General features: G+C 71.0%; 18 protein-coding genes and 1 tRNA gene. 9 read left to right on the forward strand and 10 right to left on the reverse strand.

The window, feature by feature from the left end:
- Position 1: 1 nt before the first annotated feature.
- Positions 2-820 (reverse strand): halocyanin domain-containing protein, encoded by an 819-nt coding sequence (locus tag P2T62_RS19140; RefSeq protein WP_276258616.1) that lies wholly within the window; start codon positions 818-820, stop codon positions 2-4.
- Positions 821-927: 107 nt separating this feature from the next.
- Between P2T62_RS19140 and P2T62_RS19145 the strand changes: the two genes are divergently transcribed.
- From P2T62_RS19145 to P2T62_RS19175, 7 genes are all read left to right on the forward strand, one after another.
- Positions 928-1,122: a DUF8131 family protein gene (locus P2T62_RS19145; protein WP_276258617.1), complete on the forward strand. Its 195-nt coding sequence runs from the start codon at positions 928-930 to the stop codon at positions 1,120-1,122.
- Positions 1,123-1,186: 64 nt separating this feature from the next.
- The gene (locus P2T62_RS19150; protein ID WP_276258618.1) at positions 1,187-1,984 is read left to right on the forward strand and encodes a sulfite exporter TauE/SafE family protein; all 798 of its coding nucleotides are present in this window, start codon (positions 1,187-1,189) and stop codon (positions 1,982-1,984) included.
- A complete protein-coding gene (locus tag P2T62_RS19155; protein WP_276258619.1) occupies positions 1,985-4,567 on the forward strand; it encodes a heavy metal translocating P-type ATPase in 2,583 nt (860 codons plus the stop codon).
- 63 nt (positions 4,568-4,630) lie between these two features.
- Entirely contained in the window at positions 4,631-4,798 is a 168-nt protein-coding gene (locus P2T62_RS19160) for a hypothetical protein (RefSeq protein WP_276258620.1), read from the forward strand.
- A 296-nt stretch (positions 4,799-5,094) separates the two neighbouring features.
- A complete protein-coding gene (locus tag P2T62_RS19165) occupies positions 5,095-5,415 on the forward strand; it encodes a winged helix-turn-helix transcriptional regulator (protein WP_276258621.1) in 321 nt (106 codons plus the stop codon).
- Positions 5,416-5,479: 64 nt separating this feature from the next.
- Positions 5,480-5,776, forward strand: coding sequence for a DUF7996 family protein (locus P2T62_RS19170; RefSeq protein WP_276258622.1), 297 nt, complete (start codon positions 5,480-5,482; stop codon positions 5,774-5,776).
- Positions 5,777-5,860: 84 nt separating this feature from the next.
- Complete coding sequence (locus P2T62_RS19175) at positions 5,861-6,124, forward strand: DUF8006 family protein (RefSeq protein ID WP_276258623.1); 264 nt, start codon at positions 5,861-5,863, stop codon at positions 6,122-6,124.
- A gap of 108 nt (positions 6,125-6,232) precedes the next feature.
- On the opposite strand, the gene P2T62_RS19180 is transcribed toward P2T62_RS19175, so the two are convergent.
- The 4 genes from P2T62_RS19180 to P2T62_RS19195 form a co-directional block, all read right to left on the reverse strand.
- Positions 6,233-6,997: a cytidylyltransferase domain-containing protein gene (locus tag P2T62_RS19180; RefSeq protein WP_276258624.1), complete on the reverse strand. Its 765-nt coding sequence runs from the start codon at positions 6,995-6,997 to the stop codon at positions 6,233-6,235.
- A gap of 52 nt (positions 6,998-7,049) precedes the next feature.
- Entirely contained in the window at positions 7,050-7,682 is a 633-nt protein-coding gene (locus P2T62_RS19185; protein ID WP_276258625.1) for an NfeD family protein, read from the reverse strand.
- A 69-nt stretch (positions 7,683-7,751) separates the two neighbouring features.
- Positions 7,752-8,057: a DUF7312 domain-containing protein gene (locus P2T62_RS19190; protein ID WP_276258626.1), complete on the reverse strand. Its 306-nt coding sequence runs from the start codon at positions 8,055-8,057 to the stop codon at positions 7,752-7,754.
- A 77-nt stretch (positions 8,058-8,134) separates the two neighbouring features.
- Positions 8,135-8,962: an NAD+ synthase gene (locus P2T62_RS19195; protein WP_276258627.1), complete on the reverse strand. Its 828-nt coding sequence runs from the start codon at positions 8,960-8,962 to the stop codon at positions 8,135-8,137.
- A 129-nt stretch (positions 8,963-9,091) separates the two neighbouring features.
- Here P2T62_RS19195 and P2T62_RS19200 point away from each other — a divergent pair.
- Together P2T62_RS19200 and P2T62_RS19205 are read left to right on the forward strand one after the other, a co-directional pair.
- Positions 9,092-9,162: transfer RNA gene (locus P2T62_RS19200), tRNA-Gly, on the forward strand.
- Positions 9,163-9,248: 86 nt separating this feature from the next.
- Positions 9,249-10,022 carry a histidine kinase gene (locus tag P2T62_RS19205; RefSeq protein ID WP_276258628.1) on the forward strand — a complete coding sequence of 258 codons (774 nt, stop codon included), beginning with the start codon at positions 9,249-9,251 and terminating at the stop codon, positions 10,020-10,022.
- A 21-nt stretch (positions 10,023-10,043) separates the two neighbouring features.
- Here the strand turns inward: P2T62_RS19205 and P2T62_RS19210 are convergent, their stop codons facing one another.
- From P2T62_RS19210 to secF, 5 genes are all read right to left on the reverse strand, one after another.
- On the reverse strand, positions 10,044-10,454 hold the full coding sequence (locus P2T62_RS19210; protein ID WP_276258629.1) for a cupin domain-containing protein: 411 nt from the start codon (positions 10,452-10,454) through the stop codon (positions 10,044-10,046).
- 92 nt (positions 10,455-10,546) lie between these two features.
- Positions 10,547-11,374, reverse strand: a complete 828-nt coding sequence (locus P2T62_RS19215; RefSeq protein WP_276258630.1) for a hypothetical protein — start codon at positions 11,372-11,374, stop codon at positions 10,547-10,549.
- Between the two features lie 131 nt (positions 11,375-11,505).
- Entirely contained in the window at positions 11,506-12,243 is a 738-nt protein-coding gene (locus P2T62_RS19220) for an Nmad3 family putative nucleotide modification protein (RefSeq protein ID WP_276258631.1), read from the reverse strand.
- 124 nt (positions 12,244-12,367) lie between these two features.
- The gene (locus P2T62_RS19225; RefSeq protein ID WP_276258632.1) at positions 12,368-13,963 is read right to left on the reverse strand and encodes a preprotein translocase subunit SecD; all 1,596 of its coding nucleotides are present in this window, start codon (positions 13,961-13,963) and stop codon (positions 12,368-12,370) included.
- Positions 13,960-14,853: a protein translocase subunit SecF gene (gene secF / locus P2T62_RS19230; protein WP_276258633.1), complete on the reverse strand. Its 894-nt coding sequence runs from the start codon at positions 14,851-14,853 to the stop codon at positions 13,960-13,962. Before secF ends, P2T62_RS19225 begins: the two co-directional genes overlap by 4 nt.
- Between the last annotated feature and the right edge of the window lie 20 nt (positions 14,854-14,873).

Here is a 14,873-nt window from a genome sequence, read left to right on the forward strand (position 1 = left end):
ATCACCCGATGATGGTCGGTCCGCCGCCGAGGAACTCGACGAAGTACATGAGTATCCACATCACGACCAGGATGAGGAAGTAGCCGATGAGCAGTGCCGCGGTCCCGCTCGGGTCGTACGCGTCGTGCCCGATGGTCCGCTCGGCGCTATCCTCCGCGGGGGCCGACTCCACCGCCGGCCCATCGACGTCTCGCACCTTCTCCTTCCAGGCGCCGTACGAGCGGTAGCCGTCCGCGCCGAGGATCATCGCGCCGGCGAGGCCGGTCACGCCCAGCAGGAGCCCCATGAACGTGAGGCCGAGGGCTCCGCCCGGCGGCTCGAACGGCTGCCCGCCCCCACCCAGTTCGACATCGCCGGTCACGACGACGCCCTTCATGCCGAGCGCGCGGTGGGGCTGGCAGAAGTACTTGGTCACACCCTCCTCCTCGAACGTCTGCTCGAAGGTGAATCCCGCCTCGGCGACCAGCTCGGACTCGAAGGCACCACCCTCGTCGACGACGTTGTGCTGGTTGCCCTGGCCGGTCCACTCCCAGATGACGGTCGTACCGGGGTCGACCTGGATGGCCGCGGGACCGAACCCGTACGGCTGTCCGCCGTTGTCGACGCCGACGCGGACCGTTACCTCCTCGCGACCGGTCCGGTCGATGACGCCGTTGTAGTTCTGGACGTCGGAGAGCCAGCCGTCGAACGACGGTTGGGCCTGGGCCGCGGCCGGGCCCGCGAGCGCCGACGCACCCGCGGCCGTGGCTGTAGCGCCGGCAGCCCCCCGAAGAACCGCTCGCCGACTGATGCTCCGCCGTCCGGAGGTTCCGTTCGACATTTCGGGTGTGCGCTCCGGCCGCCCCAGCTAAAAAGATATATGCTGTTCCGGGGATCCTGGAACCGACCCGGTCGTTTATGTGCTGGCGACCGAACGGGCGCGTAGCAATGCTCGACGCGCTCCCTCCCTCGCTCGCCCCGGTGGTGGCACTGCTCGCACTCCCGTCGGTCGCGGTGTTCTTCCTGAGCCGCGGGGAGCCGTTCATCGCCGTCGCGGCGGTGAACGTGCTCCTCATCGCCGGGAGCCTGCTGTACGTCGTCACGCGGGAGGGCTCCGGCGAGCACGGGGCGACCCACGCCTGACGGCGGGCGAGCGCGAGGCGGACACGGATCGACGGTCGAGTACCGAGTGCGGTCCCCCACACACATGGCATCCAGTCCCTTCGCCGGGTTCGTCCCCGAGGCCGGAGCCGGCGGCCTGGAGGTCGCCGCCTTCCTCCTGCTCGGCGCACTCGGGAGCATCCACTGTCTCGGGATGTGTGGTCCACTCGTCTCGACGTACGCCGAGGGCATCCGCTCTCGCGGTCACGACGCGACCGAGTGGGCATCCATCCGCCAGCACCTCCTGTTCAACGCCGGGCGGACCGTCTCGTACGCCGCCCTGGGTGCCGGCTTCGGTGCGCTCGGCGCGATCCTCGTCGACGCGGGTGGCCTGCTCTCGGTCGCCAGACTCGTCCGGGGGGTCGTCGGCATCACGGTCGGGCTGTTCGTGCTCGCGCTCGGACTGGGCTACCTCGCTGCCGACCGCGGCGGCGGCCGGTTCGTGGGCGCACTCGGCCGACCGTTCCGTGCCGGTGGGGCGGCGCTCTCGGGAACCGTCGCCTGGCTTCGGGCCCGTGCCGAACGGTGGACCCGCGGCCCCCGGATCGTCGGCCTCGGCGCGGCCCACGGCCTCCTGCCGTGTCCGCTCCTCTACCCGGCGTTCCTCTACGCCCTGGCGACGGCCTCACCCGTCCGGGGCGCCGTGGCGCTCGCGGCGCTGGGTGCCGGGACCGTCCCCATGGTGTTCGCGACGGGGCTCGCGGTCGGGTCACTCGGCCCGGAGACGAAACGACGGCTCCACCGCGCCCTCGGCGCGGCGTTCGTCCTGCTCGCCGTGCTCCCGCTCCGGATGGGGCTGCGGAGCCTCGGGATCGAACCGCTCGCGCTCCTGGGGGTGGCGTAGATGAGCGACCCGCCGACCGGGCCCGTCGACGTCGACGGGCCCGACGGCTGTGACCTCTGTGACCTCCCGACGCCGGACCCACCCGTGACGGACGAGGACGTGCCGGGCGCGTACTGCTGCCAGGGGTGTCTGGCGGTCGCGGGGACGCTGGACGCCCCGACGGAGACCGACATCGGGGACGCCCGCGAGGCCGTCCGCGCCGAGCGCCGCGAGCCGGTCCCGGACGAGGCCGAGACCGCGTTCGTCCGGGTCGAGGGGATGCACTGCACCAGCTGCGAGGCGTTCCTCGAATCGCGCGCCGAGGGCGCGCCCGGCGTCCACCGCGCGGAGGCCAGCTACGCCGCCGAACTCGTCCGGGTCGCGTACGACCCCGACGAACTCGGGGCGGCGGGTGGCGATGGCGGGGACGGGGGCGACGAGCGGGCCGGCGCCGACGAGCGGGTCGCCGCGCTGCTCGACGCGCCGGGCTACCGGGCCCGGCCGGCCGACGGCGCCGAAACGGACGACAGCGAGTCGCTGGGCCGGCTCCTCGTCGGCGGCTTCCTCGGGATGATGGTGATGGCGTGGTACGTCCTCTTCCTCTACCCGACCTACCTGGGGCTCCCGTCCGACGCGCTCCTGCTCGACGTCCGGGGCTCGGCGGGCGGCTACCTCCTGTGGAACGTCTGGGCGTTCTCGACCATCGTGCTGGGCTACACAGGCGCCCCCGTCCTCCGGGGGGCGCTCGTGAGTCTCCGGGCCGGCCGGCCGAACATGGACCTGCTCGTGGCGACGGCCGCCGTCACCGCCTACCTCTACAGTACGGCGGTCCTCCTGACCAGCGACGTCGACGTCTACTTCGACGTGAGCGTGGTCGTGCTCGTCGCAGTGACCGTCGGGGGGTACTACGAGCGGCGCATCCGGCGGCGCGCGGCCGACCGGCTGGCCGACCTGACGACCGAGCGTGTCGAGACGGCACGGCGGGCGGTCGATGACGGAGGGAGCGACGGAAGCGGCGGCGAGGCGGCCGGCGACGGGGCGGGTGGGGCTGCGGCCACCGAGACGGTCCCGGTCGACGAGGTGGCCACGGGCGACCGCCTCGTCGTGGAACCGGGCGAGCGACTCCCGACCGACGGGACGGTCGTGGACGGGCGCGCGGGCGTCGACGAATCGCTCGTGACCGGCGAGGCCGCCCCCCGGCGGGTCGGCCCCGGCGACGAGGTGCTGGGCGGCGCACTCGTGACCGACGGCACCCTCCGGGTCGAGAGCGACGGCACCAGCACGGTCGAGCGGCTGGCCCACCACCTCTGGGACGTGCAGGCCGCGACGCCGGGCGCACAGCGAGTCGCCGACAGGGTGGCGGCCGTCTTCGTCCCGCTGGTGGTCGTCGTGGCGGCGCTGGCGTTCGGCGCGACGCTCCTGACCGGCGGCACCGCGACCGGCGCGCTCCTGACGGGGCTGGCGGTGCTGGTCGTCTCCTGCCCGTGTGCGATGGGGCTGGCGACACCCCTCGCGGTCGCGGCCGGCGTCCGGGACGCGCTGGACCGCGGCGTCGTCGTGACCGACCCGTCCGTGTTCGAGACGGCCGTCGACGCCGATACCGTGGTACTGGACAAGACCGGGACGCTCACCGAGTCGGAGCCGTCGCTGGTCGAGCGGGCGGGCGACCACGAGGCACTCCGGCGGGCGGCGGCCGTCGAGCGCCGGGCCGACCACCCCATCGCGGGCGCCGTGGTCGATGCGGTCGACGCGCCCCCGGCGGCCAGCGGCTTCCGCACCCACCCGGGACACGGCGTCAGCGCCGTCGTCGAGGGGGACCGCGTCCACGTCGGCGACGCGGCGCTGTTCGAGGGCCTGGACGGCGACTGGTCGGTGCCCGACGCCTGCCGGACGTGCTACGAGGCCGGCGACGAGCGCGGCATCGCCGCGTACGTCGGCTGGGACGGCGCGGTCCGGGGGGCGCTGGTGGCGGCCGAGCGCCCACGCGAGGGGTGGGAGGCGGCGGTCGAAGCCCTCGGGGCGGGCCGCCGCGTGGTGGTCCTCACGGGCGACGACCGGGCCGCCGCCGAGTCGTTCGCCTCACATCCGGCCGTCGACGAGGTGTTCGCCGGCGTCCCGCCGGCGGGGAAGGCCGAGACCGTAGAGCGGCTCCGGAAGCGGGGGACCGTCGTGATGGTCGGTGACGGGAGCAACGACGCGCCGGCGCTCGCGGCGGCGGATCTCGGGGTCGCCCTCCGCTCGGGGACGGCACTGGCGGCCGACGCCGCCGACGCCGTCGTCACGGATGGCGGACTCGACCGGGTGCCGGCCGTGTTCGACCTCACGACGGGGACCCGGCGCCGGGTCCGGGAGAACCTCGGCTGGGCGCTGTGCTACAACGCCGTCGCCGTGCCGGCGGCGGCGCTGGGCCTGCTGTCGCCGCTCCTCGCGGCGGTCGCGATGGCGACCAGCAGCCTGCTCGTGGTGGCCAACTCGACGCGCCCCGTCCTCGACAGCGAGGCGCGCAGCGACGGGCGGAGGCGCGGGTCGGGCGACGACCACACCGGCGAATCCGACCCGGGCGGGCCGTCGGCACCGACCCGGACGCTGGCGGGGGACGACTGATGGCTTCCCAGAATCTGGGAGCCGGAGGGGTGTTGATACGCCGGCCCCCCCACCACACGACCGATGACCGCAACCGACACCAGCGAGGGCACCGAGGACGCGTCCATGAGTGACTCCGCCGACGACGACGAGGAGCTCCCGTTCGCGGTGAAGGTGATGATGGTCCTCATCGTTCTCGCCATCCTCGGCGTCGTCCTGGTCGACGTACTCCACTTCCTCGGCGCGTTCTGACCGCGATTCCGTGCCGCGGCACCACCCGTTCCCCCTCACCACCCACCGCGACACCGCCGCGACAGCCCGTTTCGGGGACACCCGGGATGCCGCCCAGCGTGCCACTGACCCGTGCTGATAGTCGGAACGTTTAGTGTCGTGTCACCGCTGGATGGAGGTAGCACACTCCGTGCCGGGGGGCGGTGGGACAACGGGGGCACCCGCGGCCCCACAGACGATGTCTTCAGATGGCACTGAATGGGCCAGAATGTAATCGACCGGTACCCTTTTGCCTCGGGAGGCGTTAGCAGGGGGTAATGCTCGAACGACTCACGGACCAGGTCTCGAAGGAGGCCCGCGACCTCCAGATTCTCCAGGCCGTCATCGACCACCACCCCATCGGCATCGTGCGCGTCTCGAAGGAGACCGGCATCCCGGAGCACAAGGTGCGCTACTCGCTGCGGATGCTGGAGAACGACGGGCTCATCGACCCGACCCAGCAGGGTGCGGTCCCCGCCGACGACATCGACGAGCGCGTCACGGAGATCAACGCCGGGCTCGACGAGCTGGCCGACCGCGTCCGCGCGCTCGCCAGCGAGGCCGACGAGGTCGAGCAGGCCGCCGAGCCCGAGGTCTGAGGCCCCTTCTCGCCGGCACCTGGCGACCGTCAGGTTCACGCGACTCTACCCCCTACACCCGGGTATGCCGCTTCCGTCGGCCGCCGACATCGACATCGAGCTGCCGGGCTGGGCCCGCCTGCTGGCCGTCCTCGCGGTCGGCGTCGCCCTCTCCGGGCTCGCGGACTTCGCGCTGACCCAGGCCGGCTACCCGACCCTCGCCACGTTCGTCTGGGCCACCGGCTACGCCGGCACCATCATCGTCGTCTGGCTGGTCTGGGGGCAGCACCTCGACCTCGTCGGCGATACGGGCGTCGGGCACGAGACCGACCCCGAGGAGAACGTCCACGCCGATGACGGGGAGCAGTCGGACCCGTACTGAGCAGCACCGGAGACCCGCCACGCGCGCTACCGTCAGCGACGAACGGAATTGTTATGTGCGCGTCGTCGTGACTTCGGGGCAAGGATGCTCCCGTTCGCACCGTTGCAGGTCATCGACAGCTTCCTGCTCCAGTACAACGTGGGGCAGGCCATCCTCGCGCTCTTCATCCTCACCACCCTCGGTACCCTCCCGCTCAAGTCCCGGAAGATCACCGGCCTGAACACCGTCGCGTTCGGGCTGCTGTTCCTCCTCACGCCGACGCCGAGCATGCAGCCGGTCCACTTCCAGTTCTTCGGCATCGCGCTCATCTTCGTCGGCCCGTTCCTCGTCATCACGGGCAAGCAGTAACCGTCGGCGCCGTTCGGTGCGAACGTCCGATCCTCCCGACGAACGCTCGACGCTGTTCTCGTATCTCGGTACCCGTCGCAGGAAGTTGATCGCGACTCGATGCGCGACCTACTCGTCGCCCTGCACCTTCGTCTGCCCGACGTGCCGGTTCCACTCGGTCAGCCCCTCCGCCAGCGCGTACGTGATGGCGTCCCGGACGGGGAGGATGCCCCGGTCGTCCGGCTCGACACCCCCGTAGACGGCGCTCAGAAGCTCGTAGTCGTCCGGTTCGTCGAGCGCGAGGCGCACGTCGCGCCGGTCGCAGGGGAGCGGCCAGTCGTACACGTCGTCCCAGCGGACGGGCTCGCGCTCGAACGCGTCGGGGTGTTCGAGGTAGTACTGCGTGACGTGCTCGCGCTGGTGTGGCTCGTCGGAGGCCGCCTCCACGCGGTCGAACGATGCCATCGACATCGCCTCGACCACGAGGCCCTGCGGGAAGGTCCGGTCGATGGTGTTGCCGGCGTAGTCCGCACCCGCGCGGACCGCCTCGGCACACGCGTTCACGACGGCCGGGGCCACGAGCGGATCGTCGCCGGTCGCGCGGACCACCACGTCGGCGTCGGCGTCACGCGCCGCGGCGTGCATCCGGCCCAGCACGTCGTCCTCCGGGCCGCGGTGGACCGCGGCGCCCGCGCGCTCGGCATAGCGCGCGACGATGTCGTCACGACCGGCGGTGGAGGTGGCGACGACGACCTCGTCGACGGCCTCGGCGGCCCGCAGGCGGCGCACGTCGTGGGTGAGGACGTGCTCGCCCGCGAGCGGGAGCATCACCTTCCCCGGGAGCCGGGTCGACCCCATCCGGGCCTGCACGACCGCCACGACGCGTTCGCTCATGGGTGGTAGTGGGTGGACGTGGCCCAAAAGAGGTCGGTGTCGGGCGCCGCGGTCAGGCCGTCTCGCGCTCGCCCTCGCTCTCGTCCTCCTCCTCCTCGGTGTCGCCGCGCTCGGCCGCCCGGCGCGCCCGCTCGCGGGCCAGTTCGCGGTCGATGGGATCCTCGCCGCCGAGTCCGGAGATGGACTCGACGGTGAGGACGTTCCCGCCGCCGGGGTCGACGACCAGCACCTCCTCCCCCACCTCGATGGCGCCGTCGACAGAGCGGGCCTGGAAGTAGGGGTTGAAGCCGCCGCCCTCGTCGAGCTTCACCTCGCCCCCGTCGCGGGTGACGCGCTCGGTGACGCGCGCGGTCTTGCCCCGCAACGACCCCGAGTCGGAGGTCCGGCCGCCGTCTGCCTCCCCGTAGATGCCGAGGTTCCGATAGGCGTACAGCGAGACGGCGCCGGCCACCAGGACGACCGCCGCGAGGAACAGCGGCGTCAGGGGGCCGAACACGCCGCCGAGCAGCGTCCCGATGAGGCCGGCCGTCAGCAGGGCGACCCCGACGACGATGAAGTGCGCGCCCGGCGCCAGCGCCTCCAGCACGACGAGACCGGCACCCGCGAGTAGCAGTATCAGCGAGAGCGAGAGCCCGAAGAGTTCGAACCCCCCCTGGAGGGGTACAACCGCGAGGGCGTCGAGCATACCGGGACTACGACGCGCCACGGAATAACGGTTGGCCCGCAGCCACGGCCGACGGAGCGGTCGCCGGCCTCAGAGGCCGACGAGTTGCGCGAGCACGACCACCGTGAGCACGACGCCGAGCAGCACGAACAGCGCGCCCTCCAGCGTCGGCGTCTCCGGTTCGACGGGCCCGAGGTCGGCGCCCGGCGACGCGCCCGCCACGTTCCCGCCACCCTGCTCGTACTCGATCCCGTCCACGTCCTGGACCGTCGACTCGACGGTCTCGGGGTCGTAGCGGCTCCCGTCGGCAGTCGTCCTGTCGTGTTCGGGGGCCGCCGCCGGTTGCTCGTGCCCGGCGTCGGGTCCCCGGTCGCGCGAGTCGTCCGTCTCGTCCATACCGGATGGACGGTCCGGACGCCCAAAGGGCTACCGTCGAGTGGCGCCGGCGCGGTCGAGGCGGGCCGAGGCCTGCCTCACAGCGGCTCCGGCGCCGGCGGCATGTGGCGCTTGTGTTCGCTGCCGGCGACGAGGTCCGTGACGCGGTCGATGGCCGACTCGGGCACGTCGAGGGTGCGCATCGTCGCGGACTTCGAGAACGGCCCGTCGACGTGGAGCGCGAGGATGGCGTCGAGTTCGTCGTAGCCCAGGCCCATCTCCTCCTCGTCGGTCTGGCCCACCCACATCTCCGCGCTCGGGGGCTTCTCGACGAACTCGTCGGGGACGCCGACGTGGCTCGCCAGCTGCCGGACCTGGCACTTGTAGAGGTTGCCGATGGGGTTGCAGTCGACGGCCTGGTCGCCGTACTTCGTGAAGTAGCCCGTCATCGCCTCCGAGCGGTTGCCCGTCCCGAGCACTACCCGGGACTCGGCGTTAGCGACGAAGTAGTTCAGCACCGCCCGCGTCCGCACCCGGACGTTGCCGAGTGCCATCCGGTCGTCCGCGGCGTGGTCGGGCGCGGCGTCGACGAAGGCGTCGACGATGGGCTCGATGTCGATGACATCGTACTCGATGTCGAGCATCTCGGCGACGCGCTCGGCGTCGGTCATGTTCGTCTCCGTGTTCACGTCGCTCGGAAGGACCAGCCCGTGGAGCCCGTCCTCGCCGAGCGCCTCGACCGCGAGGTGGGCCGTCAGCGTCGAGTCGATGCCGCCCGACAGGCCGAGTACCGCGCCCTCGGCCCCCGCATCGTCGACCACGCCCTCGATGAACGACGTGAGGTGCTCGCGCCGCGCCTCGAGTTCCGCCTCCGAGAGCAGCAGGTCGACGTTCGTCCCCTCCAGAAGCGCCGTGGGTTCTGTCATCACCGGAACGTAGGCCGCGAGCGACTAATAGCTCGTGACCGGCCGCCGGAACTGGACGCTCGTCGGGTCGTGTGGAGCCGCGGAAGCGCTACGTTCAAGTTGGCGACCGAGCAAGCAGTTCACGGGAGCGCGCCGTTGGTCCAGTGGTAGGACATTAGCTTCCCAAGCTAATAGCCCGGGTTCAATTCCCGGACGGCGCATCTTCCTTCCCGTCGTCGGCCGGTGAACGTGGTCCCCAGATACTTGACGAGGGCGGCCATACCCATCGACACCCCTTGATCCGTCCATGAACGACCCGCAGCCGTCCTCTCTCTCCGAGTTCATCGACGAGGTCCCCGAGACGGAGACATCGCTGATCGTGCTGAACCGGACGGGACCGGAACCGCTCGTGGGGTTACTGCGGGACGCCTTCGGAACGCAGGAGGTGAGCGTCTCGGACCGCCAGCTGCCCGAGGGCGGGAAGGACCTGGTGTTGCTCGTCCGCGAGGGGAGGGTCGTCGCGACAAGTCACATGGAGCGGCTGCAGAACAGCTTCCTGCTCATCAACGCCGACCGCTACCGGACCGGGACACACGGGCTCCAGGAGGCCAACATGCCGGACGTGCTGATCGGTCTCGACGAGATCGAGTTCGAGGTCCGTGGCTTCCCGGCCTCGAACAAGGAGAAACTGCTGCTGGTGCTCATCTCGCGGTTCATCGAGGGGCGGGCGCTCCGGGCGGAGACGGGCCGGTTCGACGTCTCGTTCCAGCGGTTCTCCCGTCTCGACGACGAATACGGCACCCGCAAGGTCTACCGCTGGCTCGGCGACTCCGGCGTCGACACCCACGTCTACGGTGTCCGTGACGAGCCCATCGACGAGGACCTGGCCGTGACCCCGCACGCCGGGACGCACGAGGAGTACCGCCACTCGTGGTTCGTCGTCTTCCGCCCACCGGCGGACGAGGACGGCCACGTCGCCCTCGTCGCGCTGGAGACCGGCGACAACGTCTGGCGGGCGATGTGGACGTACGACCCCGACCGGGTGGCCCGGATCGGCGCGTACGTCCAGCGGAACTTCTGAGGCCACCGCGTCCGCAACGACCTACAGCGCCTCGACCTCGCGGGTCCGCTCGCTCTCGTGCTCACCGGTGTTCAGCGTCCCAGCGGGCTCGAACAGGAGAACGTGCGCCTCGTCGCCGTCCGGGCCGACACCCGTCTCCTCGGGGACGACGGGTCGGTGTTCGACACCCGCCGGGACGACGTGCAGTTCGTTCGCCTCGAGGTGAACCGTCGGGGCGTCACGGCGCTCGATGTCGAGCGCGCCCGCGACGACGAGGAACAGCTCGTCGGCGTCGGCGTGGCGGTGCCACTCGAAGGCGCCCCGTAGCTTCGCGAGCTTGACGTGCTGGCCGTTGAGTTCGGCCGCCAGGCGCGGCGCCCAGTGCTCGTCGATGCGGTCGAAGGCGTCGGCGAGCGAGACGGTCGTGCCGTCATCGGGAGCAGCATCCGACATGCGCGGGGCTGGGGCTGGCGGGCCAAGGAAGGTTACGGGGGCCGGTTCTGCAGGACGGAGACCGGAGCCCCCCGTTTCGGGTCGAACGTGGCTCAGCTCGACCCGGCGACACGTCGGCGGAACGTCTCCGATACGCCCGCACCGCGCGAGAACTCGGCGACCGCGACGAAGGCGACGGCCCAGACGAGAACCGCGACGCCCCCCGTCATGCCCACGCTGCTGGCCTGGGCGGGGAAGGCGACCGACATCGCGCCGAAGTACGCCGCGACGAGGGCGGCCTGCCACGCGGCGAGGCGCCACCCCGCGAGACCCATCCCGGCGGCCAGCGCGAGGGCGACCGGGGCCACGCCGGCCCCGGCCATCATCAGGTAGTGGCCGCTGAGGGCGTGCGAGTCGGCGCTCACCTGCAGGACGAGCTGGTTCCCGACGTACGCCAGCAGCGGGACCGCGGCGACGACGGCCAGCGCCAGGAGCGCCGGGCTGAACGAGTCACCGCGCCGGAGCACACCCCGCCCGGCGGGGTGGGTGAGGATGGCGACGCCCGTCACCACGAAGAACGGGACGACCTCCTCCGGGCGGCCCGCGCCGAACCCGAGGGTTGCGAGCGTGATGACCGTCATCACGACGAGGCTCCCCCAGAGCGACGCGACCCGCTCGTGGGGGCGATAGACCTGCACGAACAGGCCCACGAGGACGGTCGCGATGACGAGCGCGATGCCCATGATGTGCAGGCGGTGGATGCCGAGTTCGGCGCCCACGCCCGCGGTCCAGCCGAGCACGAGCAGCGGCAGGAGTTCCGTGAGGAACGCCAGCGTCATCGCGGCGGCGGCGACGATGGCGAGGTAGAACAGTACGAAGCGGGCCTTGCCGAGGGTGGAGCGCTCGCCGAACGAGACGCTCGCGGTGGACGATTCTGCCATGATTCCACATACCCTAACGGCGTGCTAGAGCTTAACGTATCACTTCCCTGAGGTAACTCGATTACCTGCCACCGACAGGGGTGGGCCCCCACCGTGCCGACTTCCAGCGCGTTCCGGCTCGAACGGGCCCGTCAGCCGTCGAAACAGCGGTCCCACGCCCGCGTGTCGTGGATGTCGAGCAGTTCCTGAGTGCCGTCGTGGTCGTAGCGGAGCGGCCGGCGCCACCACGGGCCCTTCCCGGAGTCCGCGGACAGCTCCGTGACGAGGCGGTTGGCCTCGCTCCCCGCCTCCCGGGAGGAGAGCGGGACAGCCGCGTCGTACAGTGTCGAGCCCCAGGCGTCGCCCTGCACCAGCACCCGCGCGTCGAACGTCTCGCGCTTGACGTGGGCGTTGTTGGCGAACGCGTCGCGCGTGGGGTCGCCCGCCGCCTCGAACTCGTCGGGACCCAGCGGGTCACGTGCCAGCCGGAAATGGCCGACGAGGAAGGCGCCCCACCGCGGCGGTTGCCAGTCCGGGCGCCCCTCCTCGGGGGTGTCGAGCGTCGCGTAGAAGAACAGGAAGTCGCCGGCCGCCAGCTCCGAGATGGGCCCGGCCTTCGCGCCGTACGGGTCGCCGTAGGTGTACCCCTCGCAGTACGGGTAGCCGTCGAACTCGGGGTCGAGGTGGACCGGCACGTCGGCCACGGCGCTCACGTCCACGTCGAGGTCGAGGGCGTCGTCCAGGTCGCCGTAGGTCGGGACGTGGGCGTCCTCGCGCGTGGACTCGGATTCTGGAATCGGCACGAAGTCGAACTGGCCGTACGCGTCGACGGGCGCCCGGAAGCCCGGTTCGTTCGTGTTCGCGCCGACGTTGATGGCGAGGCCGCGCATTCTCTGGTGTTCGGTTCGGTCGGTCGCGTACATCAAGCCGCCGGAGGATGGATCACGGTATGGACGACCCCACGGCTGGCGGAGCGAAGCGCGAGAACCGTGAGAACCAGCCAGCGAACCGCGTTCAGGCGTCCTCCAGCACGATGGTCCGGAGGATGTCACCGTACGCCGGGCGGGTGACGAGCACACCGAGCAGCACACCGACGATGGTGACGATGGCGAAGCCCTGCAGGTCACCCAGCGACAGCACCGCCAGCGGCGACATCGCGATGATCGTCGTCGCCGCCGCTGCGCCGATGACCCAGAACGCCTTGCGGAACCGCGACTCGAACACCCGCGAGGTGTTGACCTCACCCGACTGGAGGATCTCGTCCGCGATGATGATGAGGTCGTCCACCCCCGTCCCGATGACCGCGATGAACCCCGCGATGTGCGACAGGTCCAGCGCCAGCCCGACGGCCGACGCGAAGCCCATCAGCAGGAACACCTCCGCGCCCGCCGTCAGCACCATCGGCGCCGCCACACCGGGCTCACGGTAGCGGATGAAGACGACGCCCGCGACCGCGAGGACGGCGATGATGGCGGTGATGAGGGAGAACAGCTTGAACTCGTTGGCCAGCGACGGCTCCAGGAAGTAGGTCGTCCCCTCGCCCTGGATGTCGAGCGTCGTCGGCAGCGCACCCGCCTGCAGGTCGATGGCCAGCTGCTGGGCCTCGCTGAAGTTGTTCGCCGTGATGACGAACGTCGGGTCGCGCACGAAGTCGCCCGAGCGGATGGTCCGGGCGAGGCCGGGGCTCATCGATGCCCCGTAGACGACCTCGCCGTCACGGACCGTGTACAGACAGTAGCCGGGGAAGGTGTCCGGGTCGGCCCCGGAACTGGGCTGGTAGCCGCAGTTGCTGATCCCCTCGTCGGTGAAGCCGAACGTCTGCATCGCGTTCGAGAAGTTCCGTGCGGGCTCGTCCCGCAGCGCGACCGGAACCTGTGCGGGCTGGCCCTCGCTGGCGGGCTGGGCCTGGAAGTTGCTGGTCGAGAAGTCCTCCTGCGTCAGGAGCGAGACGTCGCGGTAGACGGTCCGGGTGCCGTTGCCGCTCTGGTTCTGGCGCTGCTGGGGGAAGTGCGCGACCAGCTCCACCCGACCCCGCGAGGTGATCAGCTCCAGCACCTCCGACCGGTTCGCGTTCGGCACCTCCACGAGCACGAACGTCTCGCCCGTCGGCGTGGTCGTCGTCGAAACCGTCCCGCCCGAGAGCCCGACGTTGTTGATCTTGCTCGACAGCACGTTCACCGCCGTCTGCCGGGTCTCCTGGGTCACACCATCGCGGATGTCGTCCGTCGAGACCTCGACCCCGGCCGCGTTCAGCGCCGCCGCGAACTCCTGCCGGGTCACGCCGCCGTTGTCCTCGTTGGCGAACACCTCCACGGTGTCCTGCCCGTTCCGGACATCCCGGACGTTGACGTCCGTCCGCGAGACGTTCAGCTGGTTCGACAGGGTCGCGGCCAGTTCACGCGACTCGCCGTCGGGGACGTCCACCTCGGCGGTCATCCCGACCAGCGGCGCCCGCACACGGGTCCCACCCGAGAGTTCGAGCCCGTACTGGAGGTTCGTCGGGCCGTCCGTGTCGGCGCCCCCGAGCGGGACGAACACCGCGACCGTGCTCACGAGCAGCAGGACGATCAGCAGGAAGATCCGCCAGTTCTCGCGGGGGTCGATGTTCATTTCGCCACCCCCTCGTACTTGTAGTAGCGCAGCAGCGTGACGTTGAGCATGTAGGTGTTCATCAGGTCGGCCGTCAGCCCGAAGACGAGCACCGTCCCCACCGCCGGCAGCAGCGGGATGCCGAACAGGAAGGCGGTGATGGACATCACGGTCATCGCGGCGATGGAGGTGAGCGTCATCGTCACCCCGGTCCGCATCGCCCGGTAGGTCGATTCGTAGAAGCCACCCGACCGCCGGAGGACGTGGTTGTTCAACAGCAGGTCGGAGTCGACGGAGTACCCGATGAGCATCAGCAGCGCCGCGACGGTCCCCAGCGTCAGCTCCATCCCGAAGAGGTTCATCAGCGCGACCGGGATGACGATGTCGGAGAAGGCCGACGCGACGACGGCGACGGAGGGAACGAACGTGCGGAACAGCGCGAACACCAGCACCGCCATGCCGCCGAAGGCGATGCCCACGCCGAGGAGGGCCTGGGTCTGGCTCTGGGCCCCGAACGAGGCCGACCGACCCTGTATCGAGTTCACGTCGTAGCCGGCCCCTTCGGCCGCGTTCTGGATGCCGTCGGTGTTCGTCGACTGGAACGTGACGATGAAGGAGTTCTCCTGCGAGCGGATCGGCTGTACCGACTCCACGTCGTAGCCCGCGGACCCGAACGTCGACTCGATCTGGGCAGTCGTATCGCCCGTCGTGACCTGGAGCTCGGTCCCGCCGGTGAACGCCAGTCCCGGGCGGACCGGCGCCCCGGTCAGCGCGAAGAACGCGCCGATGACGGCGAGGGCGAGAATCAGCACGACCAGCGGGATGGCGATGAGCTGCCGGTTCGTGTACCGCTCGTAGTCCACGTCGGGGAGGTCGAACGGGAGCTTCCCGGTCGCGTCGGCCTCAGCCACCGACGCTCACCCCCACGTGC

The organism is Haloglomus litoreum, assembly GCF_029338515.1.
Classification (GTDB): domain Archaea; phylum Halobacteriota; class Halobacteria; order Halobacteriales; family Haloarculaceae; genus Haloglomus; species Haloglomus litoreum.